At 69.2% G+C, this 18,003-nt stretch carries 20 protein-coding genes; 8 read left to right on the top strand and 12 right to left on the bottom strand.

Annotated elements, in window-relative coordinates:
* Window positions 1–129 precede the first annotated feature (129 nt).
* A complete protein-coding gene (locus QMX80_RS00580; protein ID WP_055769375.1) occupies window positions 130–429 on the bottom strand; it encodes a hypothetical protein in 300 nt (99 codons plus the stop codon).
* Between the two features lie 110 nt (window positions 430–539).
* Here QMX80_RS00580 and ftsY point away from each other — a divergent pair, with 110 nt between their 5' ends.
* The 3 genes from ftsY to QMX80_RS00565 all read left to right on the top strand — a co-directional run bounded on the left by ftsY (window position 540) and on the right by QMX80_RS00565 (window position 3,229).
* Window positions 540–1,757 carry a signal recognition particle-docking protein FtsY gene (gene ftsY, locus QMX80_RS00575; RefSeq protein WP_282274566.1) on the top strand — a complete coding sequence of 406 codons (1,218 nt, stop codon included), beginning with the start codon at window positions 540–542 and terminating at the stop codon, window positions 1,755–1,757.
* 106 nt (window positions 1,758–1,863) lie between these two features.
* Window positions 1,864–2,922, top strand: a complete 1,059-nt coding sequence (gene mutY, locus QMX80_RS00570; RefSeq protein ID WP_282274565.1) for an A/G-specific adenine glycosylase — start codon at window positions 1,864–1,866, stop codon at window positions 2,920–2,922.
* 31 nt (window positions 2,923–2,953) lie between these two features.
* A complete protein-coding gene (locus QMX80_RS00565) occupies window positions 2,954–3,229 on the top strand; it encodes an oxidative damage protection protein (RefSeq protein ID WP_055769381.1) in 276 nt (91 codons plus the stop codon).
* Between the two features lie 62 nt (window positions 3,230–3,291).
* Here QMX80_RS00565 and QMX80_RS00560 read toward each other — a convergent pair whose 3' ends face one another.
* The 10 genes from QMX80_RS00560 to QMX80_RS00515 all read right to left on the bottom strand — a co-directional run bounded on the left by QMX80_RS00560 (window position 3,292) and on the right by QMX80_RS00515 (window position 10,394).
* The gene (locus QMX80_RS00560; protein WP_055769383.1) at window positions 3,292–3,756 is read right to left on the bottom strand and encodes a DUF6491 family protein; all 465 of its coding nucleotides are present in this window, start codon (window positions 3,754–3,756) and stop codon (window positions 3,292–3,294) included.
* A gap of 131 nt (window positions 3,757–3,887) precedes the next feature.
* The gene (locus tag QMX80_RS00555; RefSeq protein ID WP_273083865.1) at window positions 3,888–4,769 is read right to left on the bottom strand and encodes an ATP-binding cassette domain-containing protein; all 882 of its coding nucleotides are present in this window, start codon (window positions 4,767–4,769) and stop codon (window positions 3,888–3,890) included.
* On the bottom strand, window positions 4,762–6,003 hold the full coding sequence (locus tag QMX80_RS00550) for a lipoprotein-releasing ABC transporter permease subunit (protein WP_055769387.1): 1,242 nt from the start codon (window positions 6,001–6,003) through the stop codon (window positions 4,762–4,764). Before QMX80_RS00550 ends, QMX80_RS00555 begins: the two co-directional genes overlap by 8 nt.
* A gap of 44 nt (window positions 6,004–6,047) precedes the next feature.
* Window positions 6,048–6,476 carry a hypothetical protein gene (locus QMX80_RS00545; protein WP_282274562.1) on the bottom strand — a complete coding sequence of 143 codons (429 nt, stop codon included), beginning with the start codon at window positions 6,474–6,476 and terminating at the stop codon, window positions 6,048–6,050.
* Window positions 6,427–6,681 carry a succinate dehydrogenase assembly factor 2 gene (locus QMX80_RS00540; protein WP_055769391.1) on the bottom strand — a complete coding sequence of 85 codons (255 nt, stop codon included), beginning with the start codon at window positions 6,679–6,681 and terminating at the stop codon, window positions 6,427–6,429. Before QMX80_RS00540 ends, QMX80_RS00545 begins: the two co-directional genes overlap by 50 nt.
* 112 nt (window positions 6,682–6,793) lie before the next feature.
* A complete protein-coding gene (locus QMX80_RS00535) occupies window positions 6,794–7,579 on the bottom strand; it encodes a succinate dehydrogenase iron-sulfur subunit (protein WP_055769393.1) in 786 nt (261 codons plus the stop codon).
* Window positions 7,580–7,597: 18 nt separating this feature from the next.
* Window positions 7,598–9,388 (bottom strand): succinate dehydrogenase flavoprotein subunit, encoded by a 1,791-nt coding sequence (gene sdhA, locus QMX80_RS00530; protein ID WP_055769396.1) that lies wholly within the window; start codon window positions 9,386–9,388, stop codon window positions 7,598–7,600.
* Between the two features lie 3 nt (window positions 9,389–9,391).
* Window positions 9,392–9,775, bottom strand: a complete 384-nt coding sequence (gene sdhD, locus QMX80_RS00525; protein WP_055769397.1) for a succinate dehydrogenase, hydrophobic membrane anchor protein — start codon at window positions 9,773–9,775, stop codon at window positions 9,392–9,394.
* Complete coding sequence (gene sdhC, locus QMX80_RS00520; protein ID WP_273083870.1) at window positions 9,772–10,167, bottom strand: succinate dehydrogenase, cytochrome b556 subunit; 396 nt, start codon at window positions 10,165–10,167, stop codon at window positions 9,772–9,774. Before sdhC ends, sdhD begins: the two co-directional genes overlap by 4 nt.
* Window positions 10,168–10,220: 53 nt before the next feature.
* Window positions 10,221–10,394, bottom strand: coding sequence for a DUF1674 domain-containing protein (locus QMX80_RS00515; RefSeq protein ID WP_082443607.1), 174 nt, complete (start codon window positions 10,392–10,394; stop codon window positions 10,221–10,223).
* A 39-nt stretch (window positions 10,395–10,433) separates the two neighbouring features.
* Between QMX80_RS00515 and QMX80_RS00510 the strand changes: the two genes are divergently transcribed.
* The gene (locus QMX80_RS00510) at window positions 10,434–11,294 is read left to right on the top strand and encodes a folate-binding protein (RefSeq protein ID WP_282274555.1); all 861 of its coding nucleotides are present in this window, start codon (window positions 10,434–10,436) and stop codon (window positions 11,292–11,294) included.
* Between the two features lie 64 nt (window positions 11,295–11,358).
* Here the strand turns inward: QMX80_RS00510 and ugpC are convergent, their stop codons facing one another.
* Window positions 11,359–12,453 carry a sn-glycerol-3-phosphate ABC transporter ATP-binding protein UgpC gene (gene ugpC / locus QMX80_RS00505; RefSeq protein WP_282274553.1) on the bottom strand — a complete coding sequence of 365 codons (1,095 nt, stop codon included), beginning with the start codon at window positions 12,451–12,453 and terminating at the stop codon, window positions 11,359–11,361.
* Between the two features lie 347 nt (window positions 12,454–12,800).
* Between ugpC and zwf the strand changes: the two genes are divergently transcribed.
* The 4 genes from zwf to edd all read left to right on the top strand — a co-directional run bounded on the left by zwf (window position 12,801) and on the right by edd (window position 17,968).
* Window positions 12,801–14,240, top strand: coding sequence for a glucose-6-phosphate dehydrogenase (zwf, locus tag QMX80_RS00500; RefSeq protein ID WP_055769403.1), 1,440 nt, complete (start codon window positions 12,801–12,803; stop codon window positions 14,238–14,240).
* Window positions 14,237–15,244 carry a glucokinase gene (glk, locus tag QMX80_RS00495; protein ID WP_282274550.1) on the top strand — a complete coding sequence of 336 codons (1,008 nt, stop codon included), beginning with the start codon at window positions 14,237–14,239 and terminating at the stop codon, window positions 15,242–15,244. The genes zwf and glk overlap by 4 nt, the downstream gene beginning before the upstream one ends.
* A complete protein-coding gene (pgl, locus tag QMX80_RS00490; RefSeq protein WP_055769408.1) occupies window positions 15,241–15,957 on the top strand; it encodes a 6-phosphogluconolactonase in 717 nt (238 codons plus the stop codon). The genes glk and pgl overlap by 4 nt, the downstream gene beginning before the upstream one ends.
* 94 nt (window positions 15,958–16,051) lie before the next feature.
* On the top strand, window positions 16,052–17,968 hold the full coding sequence (gene edd, locus QMX80_RS00485) for a phosphogluconate dehydratase (protein ID WP_055769410.1): 1,917 nt from the start codon (window positions 16,052–16,054) through the stop codon (window positions 17,966–17,968).
* Window positions 17,969–18,003: the final 35 nt, after the last annotated feature.

Raw genomic sequence — 18,003 nt, 5'->3', positions numbered from 1 at the left:
GGCTTCAGCCGCGATGGGGGTTCATGCGAATGCCCCACGCGGCTGAAGCCGCTCCTACGTGGTTGCACGTCGGATGCGGGTGGCCGGAGGCTTGCCCGGGCTGGATTCCGCCGCGCCGGTGGCGACCGGTCACGCGAACGCGTCGAACAGCGTCCCCAGCATCTCGTCGTTGCGCCGGATCACCACCGCATTGGCGGCAAAGGCCATTTCATAGGTCCTGGCCGCCAGCAGGTCGGCGACCATGTCCGGGGCTTCCCCGCCCGTCGTCACCTGTGCGCTGGCGCCGCCGCCGGGAAGGGCCTGCACGGCCAGCACCTGCCGCGGCCCCACCGGCGGTACCGGCTGCACGGCGATGTTCTGCGCGGCCACGCGCACGCCCATGACGGCTGTGCGCATGCCGGAGGCGGCAATGGAGGAAATCGCGTTCATGCCACGACATCGGCCGGCAATGCGCCGACTTTAGCTGTTTCACGGCCCTGCGGACCGGCCGGCCCCGACGCCGGTGGTAGCATGTGCCCCTGCCCCGGTTTTTCTCATCCATGCTCAGTTTTTTCCGTCGCAAGAAGCCCCAGGACGCCCCTGCGGCCGGCAAGCCCCCGCAGTTCAGCGCCGAGGAGCTGACCTCCGCCATCCCCTCGCCCGCCGAACAGCAGGCGCCGTCCACGGAAGTCATCGATACGGCCCCCGCCGACAGCGCGGAGCCGGTGGAAGCGCCCGCAGCTCCCGAGCCCGCCTCTTTCGAGCCTGCCCCAGCCGCCGCCCAGGTGGAAGCCGCGGCGGCCGTACCGGAAAGCGATGCCGGCCTGATCCCCGCCAATGCCGCACCGGCGGCTCCGGCCGGCAAGACCGGCTGGCGCGACCGCCTGCGCAACAGCGCCTTCGCCCGCAGTTTCGGCGGCCTGTTCTCGCGCAACCCACGGCTGGACGACGACCTGCTCGACGAGATCGAGACCGCGCTGTTGACCGCCGACGTAGGTGTCCCCGCCACCACTGCGCTGGTCGAAGACCTGCGCAGGCGCATGAAGTCGCGCGAGTTCGCCGACGCCAACGCGCTGCTGGCCGCGCTGCGCGCCGACCTGATCGCGCTGCTGCAGCCGGTGGCCAAGCCGCTGGTGATCGACGCCAACGCCAAACCCTTCGTGATCCTCACCGTCGGCGTCAACGGCGTCGGCAAGACCACCACCATCGGCAAGCTGGCCAAGCGCTTCAAGGACCAGGGCCACAGCCTGATGCTGGCCGCCGGTGACACCTTCCGTGCCGCCGCCGTCGCCCAGTTGCAGATCTGGGGCGAGCGCAACGGCGTGGCCGTGGTCGCCCAGGGCCAGAACGCCGACGCGGCCTCGGTCGCATTCGACGCATTGCAGGCTGGCAAGGCGCGCGGCACCAGCGTGCTGATCGCCGATACCGCCGGCCGTCTGCATACCCAGACCGGGCTGATGAACGAGCTGAGCAAGATCCGTCGCGTGCTCGGCAAGATCGACGACACCGCACCGCACGAGGTGCTGATGGTGATCGACGGCACCACCGGCCAGAACGCATTGAACCAGTTGCGCCAGTTCCATGCCGCCGCCGGCGTCACCGGCCTGGTCGTGACCAAGCTGGACGGCACGGCCAAGGGCGGCGTGGTGTTCGCGCTGGCGCGCGAGTTCGGCATCCCGATCCGCTTCGCCGGCATCGGCGAACGCCCGGAGGACCTGCGCGTGTTCGATCCGGAAGCCTTCGTCGACGCGCTGCTGCCGGAGGCGCTGGGCGCCTGAACACCGCTCGCTTCCGTAGAGCGGCTTCAATCGCGAAGGAGCTTCCCCGGTAGGGCCCCCTCGCGGCTGAAGCCGCTCCTGCGACGCTACCGCCACGATGCCCGCCATGCGCCAGCCTCTCGACACTTTCGCCACCCGCCTGCTCGCCTGGTTCGAACACCACGGCCGCCACGACCTGCCCTGGCAGCATCCGCGCACGCCATACCGGGTGTGGCTGTCGGAGATCATGCTGCAGCAGACCCAGGTCGCCACGGTCATTCCCTACTTCCTGCGCTTCGTGCAGTCGTTCCCGACCCTGCCCGACCTGGCGGCGGCCGACAACGACACGCTGATGGCGCACTGGGCCGGACTGGGCTACTACGCCCGTGCGCGCAACCTGCATGCCGCGGCCCGGCGCTGCGTCGAACTGCATGGCGGCGACCTGCCGCGCGACCTGGACGCCCTGCTGGCGCTGCCCGGCATCGGCCGCAGCACCGCCGGCGCCATCCTCAGCCAGGCCTGGAACGACCCGTTCCCGATCCTCGACGGCAACGTCAAACGCGTGTTGACACGCTACCACGGCATCTCCGGCCATCCGGGCCTGCCCGCCGTGGAGAAGCCGCTGTGGGCGCTGGCCGCGCAGCATGTGGCCGATGTGCCTCAAGGGCGCATGGCCGACTGGACGCAGGCGCAGATGGATTTCGGCGCCACGCTGTGCACCCGCGCCAACCCGGCCTGCATCCTGTGCCCGTTGCAGGAAAGCTGCGCGGCGCATGCGCAGGGGCGGGTGGATTCGCTGCCCACGCCCAAGCCCGGCAAGGTGTTGCCCGAGCGCGAGGCCAGCGCCCTGCTGCTGGAAGACGCGCAAGGCCGCATCCTGCTGTGCCGGCGGCCGCCCACCGGCATCTGGGCCTCGCTGTGGACGCTGCCGCAGGCCGATACCGATGCCGACCTGCGCACGTGGTTTGCCGGCAACATCGAGGGCGACTACGACGGCGCCAGCGAACTGCCGCCGATCGTCCACACCTTCAGCCACTACCGCCTGCACCTGCAGCCGCTGCACCTGCGCAAGGTCGCCCTGCGCGCGCGGGTGGGCGACAATGACGGCCTGCGCTGGGTCGCCCGCGCCGACCTGGCTTCGCTGGGCCTGCCGGCACCGATCCGCAAGCTGCTCGACCGCCACTGACGGCGGCCCGCTTCATCGACAGGAACACCGCATGTCCCGCTCCGTCTTCTGCCAGTACCAACAACGCGAAACCGAAGGCCTGGATTTCGTGCCTTACCCCGGCGAACTGGGCCAGCGCATCTTCGCCAACGTCGGCAAGCAGGCCTGGGCGGCATGGCTGGCGCACCAGACCATGCTGATCAACGAGAACCGGCTCTCGCCGCGCGACCCGAAGCACCGCGCGTTCCTGGAGGAAGAACTGGTCAAGTTCCTGTTCGGCGGCGGCGCGGAAAAGCCGGCCGGCTACGTCGCGCCCGAAGCCCCCTGAACGACAAGGGCGGGCGCTGTCTCCAGCCGCCCGCCCTCTGCGCACTACCGACCACGGCGACGTCAGTTGCCGCCGCTGCCCTGGTCCTCGGCACGCGCCTCGACCTTGGCGTCGCGCAGTTCTTTTTCCGAGGCGCGCAACGCCTTCACGTCCAGCGGCTGGATGCTGTCGATCCGGCACGGGATCGGCGCCATGCCGGGACTTCCGCTGCGCACGATCACCCGGTCGAACTTCGCCGATACCCGGCCCATCATGCTGGTCACGCCGATCGCCGGCGCATAGGAAAGATCCATGCACGGGCCGCTCAGGCTCAGCAGCCAGGCTTCGCTGGGCTTGGTCCAGACCGCCAGCGCGCTGTCGCCGAGTTCGGTCCAGCCGTTGAGCGAACCGAAGTACTGGAAATCCCTGACGGGCGCCCCGGCATGGGCGCGGTACAGTTCCAGCCGCTCGCTGCTGGACAGCTTGCCGGTGGTGGCGCAGCCGGCCAGGGCAGCCGCGGCGAATAGAGCAATTGCCAGACGTTTCACGACACACCTCCTGTTGGGGAATACGCCGTCATCTTGCACCCCGCCCCGTGAGGCGCAAGCGACAGTCCGGCGCCTGTTCAGCCTGCATGCCGGATCGGAATCGGCCCGCCCCACGCAGGATGCGGGCCCCATCAAACCTCGGCAGGGTCCAGCGGATGCAGGCGCGCCCCACGCAGCTCCAGCACCCGGTCCAGCTTGCGGGCCAGGCTGCGGTCGTGGGTCACCAGCACCAGGCTGGTGCGATGCCTGCGGTTCAATTCCAGCATCAGTTCGAACACCGTCGCCGCGGTCTTGTCATCGAGGTTGCCGGTGGGTTCGTCGCCCAGAACACAGGCCGGATTGTTGACCAGCGCACGCGCCACGGCGGCGCGCTGGCGCTCGCCGCCGGACAGTTCGCCGGGCTTGTGCTGCAGGCGATGCCCCAGCCCCACGGCCTCCAGCATCTCGGTCGCCCGTCGACGGGCGGCGGCGACCTTCCTTCGCCCGCTCCAGTACGCGACGAGCCCCTTCCCAAGCAGCCCGGCCAGCAACAGGCCCAGGGCAAGCCACAGGAAAATCCAGTGCCCGCTCCTGACCGACGCCAGCGTGGCGAAGCAGACAAGCGCCACGCAGGATGCCACCCAGCCGCGACTGTAATCACGCCCCCCCTCCTCGCCCAGCAACAGCGGCATCATCACGTTTTCCAGCGCGGTGAATTCCGGCAGCAGGTGGTGGAACTGGTAGACGAAGCCCAGCGAACTGTTGCGCAGGCGCCCGCGCTCGGCATCGGACAGGGCCGACATCTTCTGCCCCGCCACATAGACCTCGCCCGCGCTGGGCGTATCCAATCCCCCGAGCAGGTGCAGCAGCGTGCTCTTGCCCGCGCCCGAAGCGCCGACGATCGCCACGGTCTCGCCCGCCCGGATGTCCAGCTCCAGCCCGTCGAACACCGGCGTCTGCATGCGCCCTTCGGCGTAGGTCTTGGCCAGCCCTTCGGCGCGGATCACAGATTCCATGCTTGCGTTCTCACTCATAGCGCAGCGCCTCCGCCGGCTGGGTGCGCGCCGCGCGCCAGGCCGGATACAGCGTTGCCAGGAAACTCATCAGCAGCGCCACCGCGGTGATCACCACGATATCGCCGGTCTGCATGTCGGTCGGCAGGCCGGTGATGTAGTACACGTCCTCCGGCAGCAGCTTGATGTCGAAGGCCGACTCGATCAGGCCGAGGATGCGCTCGAGGTTGAGCGTCAGGCTGATGCCGCCGATCACGCCGGCCACCGTGCCCATCAGCCCGATCAGGCTGCCCTGCACCATGAACACCTGCATCACCCCGCCCGGCGTCAACCCGAGCGTGCGCAGGATGGCGATGTCGGCCTGCTTGTCGGTGACCAGCATCACCTGCGAGGACACCAGGTTGAACGCGCCCATGGCCACGATCAGCGACAGCAGGATGCCCATCACCGTCTTTTCCATGCGCAGCGAGTGGTAGAGGTTGGCGTTCTCCTGGGTCCAGTCGCTGACCCGGTAATAGCCCTCCAGGTTCAGGGCCAGGTCCCGCGCCACGGTATAGGCCTGGTCCATGTCGTGCAGCTTCAGGCGCACGCCGGTCACCCCGTCCACCCGCAGCACCCGCTCCAGGTCCTGCATGTTGACGAAGGCCACGCCACGATCGACTTCGTTGGAGCCGGCCTCGAAGATGCCGCTGACCTTGAAGCGCTTGGTCCGCGCCATCGCGCCGACCGGGGTACCCTGGATCTCGGCCAGCGTCGCCACCACGCTGTCGCCCACGTCCACGCCCAGCCATACCGCCAGTTCCTTGCCGAGCAGGATGTTGAATTCACCCGGTTGCAGGCTGTCCAGCGAGCCCTTCTGCATCTTCTCGCCCAGCACCGACACCTTCGGCTCCAGCGCCGGATCGACGCCCTGCACGATCGCTCCCTGCACGCGCGGCCCCGCCAGCATGCCCTGGATCTCGATGTAGGGCGCGGCGCCGGCCACGCGCGGGTCACGCATGGCCACGTCCACCGCGTGCTGCCAGTTGCCCATCGGCTCCCCATCGGCGCTGACAGTCGCGTGGGCCGACATCTGCAGCAGGCGGTCGCGGATTTCCTTCTGGAAACCGCTCATCACCGCCAGCGTGGTGATCAGCACCGTCACCCCGAGCGCGATGCCGAGGATCGATGCCATGGAAATGAAGGAGATGAAACCGTTGCGGCGCTTGGCCCGCAGGTAACGCAATCCGATTGCGACGGGTAAGGGTCTGAACATGCGCGTGTGCCGGTGGAGTGGCGCCATGTTGCCATCCCCGCCCGCTAACGGGAAACGGCGCCGGCGCGCACGGCCAGTCGCAGTTCACGTCGCCGTGCGCGTGGCAGCGTGTCCGGCCAGAACAGCAGTTGCCCGCGCCGCTTCCCCTTGCGCCAGCGCAGCACCAGCAGCGGGCCGCGTTCCAGCAGCTCCAGCGCGTCGACCGCCATGCCATCGAGGCTGGCCGGGGCCGGCGCCGGCGGAACCAGCAGCTGCCGGGCCGGTTGGCCCAATCCATGCCGCGCCGCGCGCAGCCCCCAGCAGGAGACCAGCAGCGCGGCCGGCCAGGCGATCGTATCTTCCAGCTCGCAGTTCAGCAGCGCGACGGCGGCCAGCAGGCCGAGCAGCAGCAGGGCGCCGGCCTGCCAGCGCGAAGGCCGCCACTCACAGCGGAAGGGAGCGGATGTACTCCAGCAGGGTGGCCTGCTGCGCATCGGGACAGGCCTCGTAGCCCATGGACCAGCGCCACAGCTTGTCGTCTTCGGTTTCCAGAAGCTGCAGGAAAACCGCGCGTTCGACCGTCGGCGCCTGCCCCCAGCGCTGGTCGAGATAACGGCCGAACAGCTGGTCCAGTTCGCGCATGCCGCGCCGGCAGCGCCAGCGCAGTTTCTTCAGTTCGATTTCGTCTTCGGGGCTCATCGCTCACCTGCCGATGCCACGACCTCGTCGCGGCGGAAACGAAAACGGCACCGGCCCGAAGGACCGGTGCCGCCATGGCCGCGATGCGCGGGGCATCGCGAAAACCGGCGCATCAGGCGCGGCGCGCCATCATCAGCTTCTTGATCTCGGCGATCGCCAGCGCCGGGTTCAGTCCCTTGGGGCAGGTCCGGGCGCAGTTCATGATGGTGTGGCAACGGTACAGCTTGAACGGATCTTCCAGATCGTCCAGGCGCGCACCGGTGTCCTCGTCACGCGAGTCGATGATCCAGCGGTAGGCCTGCAGCAGGATCGCCGGGCCCAGGTAACGCTCGCCGTTCCACCAGTAGCTCGGGCAGCTGGTCGAGCAGCAGGCGCACAGGATGCATTCGTACAGGCCGTCGAGCTTCTTGCGGTCTTCCGGCGACTGCAGGCGCTCGCGGTCCGGCGGCGCCGGGGTCTGGGTGCGGATCCACGGCTTGATCGAGGCGTACTGCGCGTAGAAGTGGGTCAGGTCCGGCACCAGGTCCTTGACCACTTCCATGTGCGGCAGCGGGTAGATCGGCACTTCGGCCTTGGCGCAGTCGCTGATGGCGCGGGTGCAGGCCAGCGTGTTGGTGCCGTCGATGTTCATCGCGCACGAACCGCAGATGCCTTCGCGGCAGGAACGGCGGAAGGTCAGGGTCGGATCGATCTCGTTCTTGATCTTGATCAGCGCGTCCAGGACCATCGGGCCGCACGCATCGAGGTCGACCTCGTAGGTGTCGGTACGCGGGTTCTGGTCGTCGTCCGGGCTCCAGCGGTAGATCTTGAAGGTGCGCACGTTCTTGCCGCCGCCCTTGACGGGGAAGTGCTTGCCCTGGGTGACCCGGGAGTTCTTCGGGAGTGCAAATTCAGCCATGTTCGTAGGTTCCCCGGATCAGTAGACGCGCGGCTTCGGCGGCACGACGGCGACATCGTCGGTGAGCGTGTACATGTGCACCGGACGGTAGTCGAAGCTGCACTTGCCCTTGTCGTCGACGGTGACCAGCGTGTGCTTCATCCAGTTGGCGTCGTCGCGCTCCGGATAGTCCTCGTGGGCGTGCGCGCCACGGCTTTCCTTGCGCTGCTCGGCCGAGTTGATGGTGGCCACGGCATTGAGCAGCAGGTTGTTCAGCTCGTAGGTCTCGATCAGGTCCGAGTTCCAGACCAGCGAACGGTCGGAGACCTTCACGTCCTGGAACGAATCGAACACTTCGGCCATCTTCCCGCAGCCCTCGGCCAGCGACTTGCTGGTGCGGAACACGGCGGCGTCGGCCTGCATCGTGCGCTGCATGCGGTCGCGGATGACCGCGGTGGGGGTGTCGCCGTTGGCGTGGCGCAGCTTGTCCAGCAGGCCCAGCGCCTTGTCGCAGACGTCGGAGGCCAGGGTCTTGTGCGGCGCGCCCGGCTTGATCGTCTCGGCGCAGCGGTTGGCCACCGCGCGGCCGAACACCACCAGGTCGAGCAGCGAGTTGGAGCCCAGGCGGTTGGCGCCGTGCACCGACACGCAGGCCGCTTCGCCGATGGCGTACAGGCCTGGCACCACCGCATCGGGGTTGTCGCCGACCTTGCGCACGACTTCGCCGTGGTAGTTGGTCGGGATGCCGCCCATGTTGTAGTGCACGGTCGGGATGACCGGGATCGGCTGCTTGTGCACGTCGACGCCGGCGAAGATACGGGCGCTCTCGGCGATGCCCGGCAGCTTCTCGTCGATCACGCCCGGGCCCAGGTGGGTCAGGTCGAGCAGGATGTGGTCCTTGTGCTCCCCGACGCCGCGGCCTTCGCGGATCTCGATGGTCATCGAGCGCGACACCACGTCGCGCGAGGCCAGGTCCTTGTAGTGCGGCGCGTAGCGCTCCATGAAGCGCTCGCCGCTGCTGTTGCGCAGGATGCCGCCTTCGCCGCGCACGCCCTCGGTGATCAGGCAGCCGGCGCCGTAGATGCCGGTCGGGTGGAACTGCACGAACTCCATGTCCTGCAGCGGCAGGCCGGCGCGGGCCACGAGGCCGCCGCCGTCGCCGGTGCAGGTGTGCGCCGAGGTGGCGCTGAAGTAGGCGCGCCCGTAGCCGCCGGTGGCCAGCACCACGCCATGGGCGCGGAACAGGTGCAGGGTGCCCTCGGCCATGTCCAGCGCCAGCACGCCGCGGCAGACGCCCTCTTCGTCGAAGATCAGGTCCAGCGCGAAGTACTCGATCATGAACTGCGCGTTGTGCGCCAGCGACTGCTGGTACAGCGTGTGCAGCATGGCGTGGCCGGTACGGTCGGCCGCGGCGCAGGTGCGCTGCGCGGACGGGCCTTCGCCGTACTTGGTGGTCATGCCGCCGAACGGGCGCTGGTAGATCTTGCCGTCCTCGGTGCGGCTGAACGGCACGCCGTAGTGTTCCAGCTCGATGATCGCCGGGATCGCCTCGCGCACCATGTACTCGATGGCGTCCTGGTCGCCCAGCCAGTCCGAGCCCTTGATGGTGTCGTAGAAGTGGTAGCGCCAGTCGTCCTCGCCCATGTTGCCCAGCGCGGCGGAGATGCCGCCCTGCGCCGCCACGGTGTGCGAGCGGGTCGGGAAGACCTTGGTGATGCAGACGGTCTGCAGGCCCTTCTGGGCCAAGCCGAAGGTCGCGCGCAGGCCGGCGCCGCCGGCGCCGACGACCACCATGTCGACCTTGTGTTCAGTGATGTTGTAAGCGGACATGTATCAGTTCCCAAGCGCGACGCGGGCGACCGCGAAGATGCTGACGATTGCGCCGAGCACGGCGACGAACTTGACCGTGGTCTGCAGGGCCAGCGCCATCAGCGAATTGTGGATGTAGTCCTCGAGCACGACCTGCAGGCCGAGCTGCGCGTGCCAGAACATGGCGACCAGGAAGCCGACCAGCGCGATCGCGTTCCACGGCTTGGCCACGGCGGTGACGGCGGTGACGTAGTCGGCGCCGATCAGGCTCAGCACGAAGCACAGGAACCACAGGGTCAGCGCGACCAGCGCGGTGGCGGTCAGGCGCTGGTGGATGAAGTGGATGGTGCCGGACTTGGCGCTGCCCAGGCCGCGCGCGTTCTTCAGGGGGGTGCGGAAATTGCTCATGCGGCGCCTCCGAAGCAGCAGACGTAGGCCCAGACCAGCGCGGTGATGACCAGCGAGGCGATCACCGACAGCCAGCTGCTGCGGATGAAGGCCGGCTTGCTGTAGCCGATGGCGAAGTCCTGGACGATGTGGCGGATGCCGTTGCACAGGTGGTAGGCGAAGCACCAGGTCCAGCCGAACAGGATCACCTTGCCGTACCACGCGCCGGCGTGGGTGGTGAAGCAGTTCCAGGACTCGGGGCCCATCATCAGGGCGAGCAGGCCGCCGGCAATGATCAGGGCTCCGACGGACAGAACGATGCCGCTGGCTCGATGCAGGATCGAGGTGGCCATCTGGATCTGCCAGCGATACACCTGCAGGTGCGGAGAAAGGGGGCGGGGTCTGTTCGCCATTCGCTGACTCGTTATCTCGGCTGGGCGGCGGTTGCCGCGTTGGCTGACGCTGCTCAGAAATCGATGCAGCGACCGTTTTTCTCCCAATCGCCGTAGCGCACCGGATCGAGTCCGCCGCGTCCGCCGATTTCCTGCGGGACCGATCCGGCATCGGGAAGCGGCTGCTTCTCCGGTTCCGGCAGGGTTTCGGTTCCGTCCTCGGGAGTGGGGGTTGTTTGGCCTATCATGATCGGTCTCGCAACGCACAAATTTTAGTCCCCGTTCACGTGTCTGACAACCTCGCCCCTCTTTTCAGCGGTTTGCGCACACTGCGCCAGCCCCAGGTGCTGGGCCTTTCCGGCCCGGACGCGTTCGCTTTCGCCCAGGCCCAGTTCGCCAACGACGTGGCGTCGCTGGCCGACGGCCATTGGCAATGGAATGCCTGGCTGACCGCCAAGGGGCGCGTGCTGGCGGTATTCCAGCTGCTGCGCATGGACCCGGAGCATCTGCTGCTGATCTGCCACGATGGCGGCGCCGAGGCGATGGCCGAACAACTGCGGCGCTTCGTATTCAGGCGCAAGCTGAACCTGGCGCCTGCCGGCACGCTCGCCGTCGAGGCCGCCTTCGATACCCCCGCCCTCGCCCGCGGCGCGGCGCTCGCCCGCCTGGAGGACGGCGCCATCGAACTGGACGTCGGCAGTGCGGCGCGCCCGCGTACGCTGCGCCTGGCAGAGGCCGGCAACGCGCCGTACGAGGAGATGGCGGAGCTTGCCTGGCGCCAATCGGACCTGCGCTTCGGGCTGCCGCGGCTGGACGACTCGCAGCGCGAACAATGGACGGCGCAACAGCTCGGACTGGATCGCCTGTCGGCCTACAGCGTGAAGAAGGGCTGCTACCCCGGCCAGGAAATCGTGGCGCGCACCCATTTCCTGGGCAAGGCCAAGCGCTCGCTGGTGTTGCTGCATACGGCCATCGCCAGTACGGCCGGCGACGCGGTGACCCAGGCCGGCACCAGCGTCGGTACCGTCGCCAGCAGCGCCGGCAGGCTGGCGCTGGCCGTGCTGCCACTGGAGCTGGCCGATGGCGTGCTGGAAATCGGTAGTGGAGAGGCCCAGCGCCTGGACCTGCTCGACGGACTGGCGCGCTGATGAAGCTGCCCACCAGCGGCAGCCTCCCGCCTGAACGGCTTTCCGGCATCGCGTAGCGGATCCGCTACGCGCCGGGCTCCAGGCGCAGGCCGCTGGCCGCGTCGAAGAAGTGCAGGGCCGCGGGCACGACCGCCACGCCGATCCCCTCGCCTGCCGCCGGCAGCGCCTGCGGCGGCACCCGCATCACCAGCGGCCGCACGCCATGGCGCAGGTTGACGAACATCTCGTTGCCGACCGGCTCGATGCTCTCGATGAGCGCCTCGAACGCCGCCTCGCCGCCCCCCGGCTGCAGGTGCTCCGGGCGGATGCCGACCACCACCTCGCGCCCCAGCCATTCCGGCGCCATCGAGGGACGGCCAAGCGGGATCCGCTGGCCCTCGCCCATGTCCAGCTCGAACCGCCCGTCGGTCGCAGCCTGCAGCCTTCCCCGGAGCGTGTTCATGGCCGGGCTGCCGAGGAAGCCGGCGACGAACAGGTTGGCCGGCCGCTCGTACAGCGCCATCGGCGTGTCGATCTGCTGGATCACCCCGTCGTTGAGCACCACGATGCGCTGCCCCAGGGTCATCGCCTCGACCTGGTCGTGGGTGACGTAGATCATCGTCGTGCCCAGCTTGCGGTGCAGCTGCGCGATCTCGGTGCGCACCGAGTGGCGCAGCTTGGCATCGAGGTTGGACAAGGGCTCGTCCAGCAGGAACACCGCCGGCTCGCGCACCAGCGCGCGCCCCAGCGCCACGCGCTGGCGTTGGCCGCCGGACATCGCCCGCGGCAGCTTGTCGAGCATCCCGTCCAGCCCCAGCATGTCAGCGGCGGCCTGCACGCGGCGCGCGATTTCGGCCTTGTCGTGCCCGCGCAGCTTCAGCCCGAAGGCCAGGTTCTCGGCCACGGTCATGTGCGGGTAGAGCGCGTAGTTCTGGAACACCATGGCGATGTCGCGGTCTTTCGGCGCCACGTCGTTGACCACGCGCCCGCCGATGGACAATGTGCCGGCGCTTATTTCCTCCAGCCCGGCCACCATCCGCAGCAGGGTGGACTTGCCGCAGCCCGACGGCCCCACCAGGACCATCAACTCGCCGTCGGCGATATCGAAACTGGCCCCGTGCACGGCGACCTGGCCGTTGTCGTAGACCTTGCGCACCCCGTCGAACCGCACGTCCGCCATCGTCTGCCTCATTCATTCCGATCGCACCGCGGCGACCGGCGAAGTGGATGGCGACGCCTGCCGCCAACGCCCCGGGATGGTCGCTCCCGAATACGAATACAGTGGAAACATTCTGCCACGCAAACGTTTTCCCATGGCACCATCAACGGTTCGCGGCAGCGCCCGTGGAAGCCCATGCCGGCCCGCCTCCATGCGCCCGGGGCGCACTCCATTCGAGCCTGCCCCGCCCCGTTCGTCCAGGGCCGGCACAAGCGCGACCGAAGGCCGCGGAACCCTCACCGGAACAGCAACCAGAACATAGCGAAGGGCGATTGACAACGATGTCACCAGACCACGAAACTCGGACCATGCACGACACCCTCCTCCTGTTCGGTGCCACAGGCGATCTGGCCCAGCGCTATCTCTTCCCCTCCCTGCTGCGCCTGCTGGGCGACGGCCTGCTCCCCGAGGACTTCCGGGTGCGCGCGATGGCCCTGTCGCCGCACGACACCGAAAAATTCCACGACATCCTGCGGCCGCGGCTGGAACAGGCGCTGCCGCAGGCCAGCCAGGACGACATCAACAACCTGCTGCGGCGCATCGACTACCGCTCGGTGGACCTGCGCGCACCCGCCTCGATCGCCGACGCGGTGCGCGAGTTCAACGGCCGCCGCTGCGTGAGCTACCTGTCGATCCCCCCGGGCCTGTACATCTCCACCTGCGAGGGCCTGGCCCTGGGCGGGGCACTGAGCGCGCCGCACCGGCTGATGCTGGAAAAGCCGATCGGCTCGGACAGCACCAGCGCCGAGGAAATCCTGCAGTCGATCGGCGCGCTGATCGACGAGGACCGCGTATTCCGCATCGACCACTACCTGGGCAAGGCGGCAGTGCAGAACCTGATGGCGCTGCGCTTCGGCAATACCCTGCTGGAAGCGGTGTGGAACCGCAATTACATCGAGTCGGTGCACATCATGGTGGCCGAGAGCGACGGCGTGGACGGCCGCGACTCGTATTACTCCCGTTCCGGCGCGATGCGCGACATGGTGCAGAGCCACATCCTGCAGCTGCTGTGCCTGGTGGCGATGGAGCCGCCGGCCTCGCTGGAGGCCGACCGCATCCGCGACGAGAAGGTCAAGGTGCTGCGCGCGCTGCGCCCGCTCGACGCCCGCCATGCCGCCAAGGACAGCGTGCGCGGCCGCTATACCGCCGGCACCATCAACGGCCAGCCGGCGCAGGCCTACCAGCCGCCGGAAGGCAGCGAGGCCGAAACCTTCGTCGGCGTCACCGCGCACATCGACAACTGGCGCTGGGCCGGCGTGCCGTTCCACCTGGTCACCGGCAAGCGCCTGCCCGAGCGCACCACCCGCATCGAGGTCAACCTCAAGCCGGTCACGCACTGGCTGTTCGAACGTCCCGACCGCCGCCATGCCCAGCCCAACCGCCTGACCTTCCAGTTGCAGCCGCAGGAGAACATCCAGCTGGGGCTGATGAGCTCGCTGGCCGGCCCGGAATGGGGCGCGCTGGAACTGCAGCCGCTGGAACTGGAGCTGTCGGTGCCGACCGGCCTGCACCGCCGCATCGCCTACGAACGCCTGTTCCTGGACGCATTCAACGGCAACCACGCGCTGTTCGTGCGCGACGACGAGGTGCGCGCGGCCTGGGCCTGGATCGACAGCGTCAGCGATGCCTGGAAGGCCGCCAACCTGCCGATGGAACCCTACCCGGCCGGCAGCTGGGGCCCGGACCAGGCGCACCTGTTCCTGCCAGCGGCCATCGTCGCCGACAACCGCGTGGACAACGAGCTGTGAGCAGTTCCGCGGAACACGTACTGGTTGCCGACATAGGCGGCACCAATGCGCGCTTCGCGCTGGCCGACACCTCGGCCGCCACGCCGCTGGACCCGGGCAGCATCGGTGAATACCCGGTGGCGCGCTTCCCGTCGCTGGCCGATGCCGCCGCCTGCTATCTGCAGGAACGCGGCGCCACCGCGCGCAGCGGCGTGTTCGCCGTCGCCGGACGCGTGGATGGCGACGAGGCGCGCATCACCAACCATCCCTGGGTGATCTCGCGCTCGCGTACCGCCGCGCAGTTGGGCATGTCCCGGTTGCACCTGATCAACGACTTCGTCGCCCAGGCGATGTCGGTGGCCCTGCTGCGGCCGGCCGATGTGGTCCAGATCGGCGGCGCCACCTGGCAGCCGGCCGCGCCGTCGGCACCACGCAACTACTGCGTGATCGGCCCGGGCACCGGGCTCGGCGTGGGCGGCCTGCTGGTCCGCGATGGCCGCTGCTATCCGCTGGCGACCGAAGGCGGCCATGCCAGTTTCGCACCGACCACGCCCGAGCAGATCCGCATCCTGGAGATCCTCACCCAGCAGTTCGGCCGCGTCTCCAACGAGCGCCTGATCTGCGGCCCCGGCCTGGTCAACCTGCACCGCACGCTGAGCGAGATCGCAGGCCTGGATCCGGGGGAGCTGCAGCCTCCGCAGGTCAGCGAACGCGCCGCGGCCGGCGATCCGGTCGCCCTGCGCGCGATCGAGGTGTTCATGGACATCTTCGGCGCCGTCACCGGCGATGCCGTGCTGGTGCAGGGCGCCTGGGATGGCGTATTCCTGACCGGCGGGCTGGTGCCGCGGCTGCTCGGGCCACTGCAGCACTCCGGGTTCCGCAGCCACTTCGAGAACAAGGGCCGCTTCACCGCGACGCTGTCGCAGGTGCCCTCGCTGGCCATCGTCCACCCCTGCCCCGGCCTGCTCGGCGCGGCCGCGTACGCGCTGGACCTGGAGCAGGCCCCCACTGGAGCATCCGCATGAGCACCCTTTCCGAACGCCTCACCCTGGTCCGCCATTCCGGCGAGGATGAGTGGACCGAAAGCGTGGCCCGCGAAATGGCGACGATCCTCGGCCACGAGATCGCCCAGCGCGGCCGCGCGCGCATGCTGCTGTCCGGCGGCACCACCCCGGCGCCGGTGTACGAGATGCTGGCCGAGCAGCCGCTGGAATGGGCGCGCGTGGAAGTCGGCCTGGCCGACGAACGCTGGCTGTCGCCGCAGGACCGCGACAGCAATGCCTGGCTGGTGCGCCACAGCTTCCTCAACCAGGCCGAAGGCGCACATTTCGACCCGCTGGTGCGCGTGGGCAAATCGCTGGCCGAATGCGTGCATGACGCCAACCTGCAGGCTGAGCATTCGCAGCCGGCCTGCCTGGTGGTGCTGGGCATGGGCAACGACGGCCACACCGCCTCGCTGTTCCCCGGTTCGCGCGATCTTGAACGCGCCCTGCAGGGCAGCAAGCCGTATGCGGCGCTGGACGCCAGCGGCTGCCCGGTCGCCAGGGACTGGCACCTGCGCATCACCCTGACCCCGCGCGGCCTGGCTTCCATCGGCACCCGCCTGCTGCTGCTGCGCGGCAAGCAGAAGCTCGAGGTGCTCGAGGCCGCACTCGCCTCCGGCGACGTGCGCCGCTACCCGATCCTGGCCGCCATCGACGCGCCCGGCACCAAGCTGCGCGTGCACTGGTGCGCGTGAGCGAGGCCGGTCCCACGCAATGCCCGCTGTCCCGGACGCGGGAATTCAGACAAAAGGCGGCATCCGCCCGCCCATCCTCCATCGCTGGTAGCCCATGAGTCTGCATCCGAAAATCCACGCCATCACCGAACGCATCGTCCAGCGCAGCGCCCCGTCGCGCGCGGCCTACCTGGCGGGCATCGATGCCGCGCTGCGCGAAGGCCCGTTCCGTTCGCGCCTGAGCTGCGGCAACCTGGCCCACGCCTTCGCCGCCTGCGGCCCGACCGACAAGGGCCGGCTGCGCGGCGACGTGACGCCCAATCTGGGCATCATCACCGCCTACAACGACATGCTCTCGGCGCACCAGCCGTTCGAGCACTACCCGCAGCTGATCCGCGACGCCGCGCGCGACCTCGGCGCCACCGCACAGGTCGCCGGCGGCGTACCGGCGATGTGCGACGGCGTCACCCAGGGCCGCGGCGGCATGGAACTGTCGCTGTTCTCGCGCGACATCATCGCCCAGGCCACCGCCATCGGGCTGAGCCACGACATGTTCGACGCCACCATCCACCTGGGCGTGTGCGACAAGATCGTGCCGGGCCTGCTGATCGGCGCGCTGGCGTTCGGCCACCTGCCGGCGGTGTTCGTACCGGCCGGGCCGATGACCCCGGGCATTCCCAACAAGAAGAAGGCCGAGGTGCGCGAGCGCTACGCCGCCGGCGAAGCGACCCGCGAGGAACTGCTGCAGGCCGAGTCCGACTCCTACCATGCGCCGGGCACCTGCACCTTCTACGGCACCGCCAACTCCAACCAGGTGCTGCTGGAGGCGATGGGCGTGCAGTTGCCGGGGTCTTCCTTCGTCAACCCGGAACTGCCGCTGCGCGACGCGCTGACCCGCGCCGCCACCGCGCGCGCGCTGGAGATCTGCGCACTGGGCGACGACTTCCGGCCACTGGGCCGGCTGATCGACGAGCGCGCCATCGTCAATGCCGTCGTCGCGCTGATGGCCACCGGCGGCTCGACCAACCACACCATCCACTGGATCGCGGTGGCGCGCGCGGCCGGCATCGTGCTGACCTGGGACGACATGGACCAGCTCTCGCAGACCGTGCCGCTGCTGGCGCGCGTCTATCCCAATGGCGAGGCCGACGTGAACCGCTTCGCCGCTGCCGGCGGTCCGGGCTTCGTGTTCCGCGAGCTGATGGACGCCGGGCTGATGCATGACGACCTGCAGACCATCGCCGAGGGCGGCATGCGCGCCTACGCGCAGGAACCGCGGCTGATCGACGGCAAGGTCGTCTATGCGCCGGCCGTCGCGCAGAGCGCCGATGCCGAGGTGGTGCGCCCGGCCGCCGAGCCGTTCGAGGCCCAGGGCGGCCTGCGCCTGCTCAAGGGCAACATCGGCAGTTCGCTGATCAAGCTGTCGGCGGTGAAGCCGCAGTACCGCACGATCGAAGCGCCGGCCGTGGTCGTGGATGCGCCGCAGGCGCTGAACAAGCTGCATGCCGCCGGCGCCCTGCCGCAGGACTTCGTCGCCGTGGTCCGCTACCAGGGCCCGCGGGCGAACGGCATGCCGGAACTGCACTCGCTGGCGCCGCTGCTGGGCCTGCTGCAGAACCAGGGGCGCCGCGTGGCGCTGGTCACCGACGGCCGCCTGTCCGGTGCCTCGGGCAAGATCCCGGCCGCCATCCACGTCACCCCCGAGGCCGCGCGCGGCGGCCCCATCGCCCGCGTCCGCGAGGGCGACATCGTCCGCCTGGACGGCGAGGCCGGCACGCTGGAAGTGCTGGTGGACGCCACCGAATGGGCGGCGCGCGGCATCGCCGCCAACACCGCGCCGGCCGGCAACGACCTGGGCCGCAACCTGTTCGCGATGAACCGCCGCATCGTCGGCCCGGCCGACCAGGGCGCCATCTCGATCTCCTGCGGACCGGCGCGGCCCGATGGCGGCGTCTGGGAATACGATGCCGAGTACGAGCTCGGCCACGATGCGGCCGCCGCTGCGGCCCCGCACGAAGCCAAGGACGCCTGACCTCCACGGGCCGCACGGCGGCCCGCTCCACCGGA

Origin of the sequence: Stenotrophomonas sp. PS02297 (assembly GCF_029959705.1) — a bacterium.
Taxonomy (GTDB): Bacteria; Pseudomonadota; Gammaproteobacteria; order Xanthomonadales; family Xanthomonadaceae; genus Stenotrophomonas; species Stenotrophomonas nitritireducens.
Note: the sequence above shows the minus strand (reverse complement) of the source record. Positions and strands in the feature narration are given on the sequence as shown.

Coding starts and splice junctions, on each gene's coding strand:
- QMX80_RS00580 (WP_055769375.1), bottom strand. CDS start 429: ATGAACGCGATTTCCTCCATTGCCGCCTCCGGCATGCGCACAGCCGTC.
- ftsY (WP_282274566.1), top strand. CDS start 540: ATGCTCAGTTTTTTCCGTCGCAAGAAGCCCCAGGACGCCCCTGCGGCC.
- mutY (WP_282274565.1), top strand. CDS start 1,864: ATGCGCCAGCCTCTCGACACTTTCGCCACCCGCCTGCTCGCCTGGTTC.
- QMX80_RS00565 (WP_055769381.1), top strand. CDS start 2,954: ATGTCCCGCTCCGTCTTCTGCCAGTACCAACAACGCGAAACCGAAGGC.
- QMX80_RS00555 (WP_273083865.1), bottom strand. CDS start 4,769: ATGAGTGAGAACGCAAGCATGGAATCTGTGATCCGCGCCGAAGGGCTG.
- QMX80_RS00550 (WP_055769387.1), bottom strand. CDS start 6,003: ATGTTCAGACCCTTACCCGTCGCAATCGGATTGCGTTACCTGCGGGCC.
- QMX80_RS00545 (WP_282274562.1), bottom strand. CDS start 6,476: ATGCGCAGCAGGCCACCCTGCTGGAGTACATCCGCTCCCTTCCGCTGT.
- QMX80_RS00540 (WP_055769391.1), bottom strand. CDS start 6,681: ATGAGCCCCGAAGACGAAATCGAACTGAAGAAACTGCGCTGGCGCTGC.
- QMX80_RS00535 (WP_055769393.1), bottom strand. CDS start 7,579: ATGGCTGAATTTGCACTCCCGAAGAACTCCCGGGTCACCCAGGGCAAG.
- sdhA (WP_055769396.1), bottom strand. CDS start 9,388: ATGTCCGCTTACAACATCACTGAACACAAGGTCGACATGGTGGTCGTC.
- sdhD (WP_055769397.1), bottom strand. CDS start 9,775: ATGAGCAATTTCCGCACCCCCCTGAAGAACGCGCGCGGCCTGGGCAGC.
- sdhC (WP_273083870.1), bottom strand. CDS start 10,167: ATGGCGAACAGACCCCGCCCCCTTTCTCCGCACCTGCAGGTGTATCGC.
- QMX80_RS00515 (WP_082443607.1), bottom strand. CDS start 10,394: ATGATAGGCCAAACAACCCCCACTCCCGAGGACGGAACCGAAACCCTG.
- ugpC (WP_282274553.1), bottom strand. CDS start 12,453: ATGGCGGACGTGCGGTTCGACGGGGTGCGCAAGGTCTACGACAACGGC.
- zwf (WP_055769403.1), top strand. CDS start 12,801: ATGCACGACACCCTCCTCCTGTTCGGTGCCACAGGCGATCTGGCCCAG.
- pgl (WP_055769408.1), top strand. CDS start 15,241: ATGAGCACCCTTTCCGAACGCCTCACCCTGGTCCGCCATTCCGGCGAG.
- edd (WP_055769410.1), top strand. CDS start 16,052: ATGAGTCTGCATCCGAAAATCCACGCCATCACCGAACGCATCGTCCAG.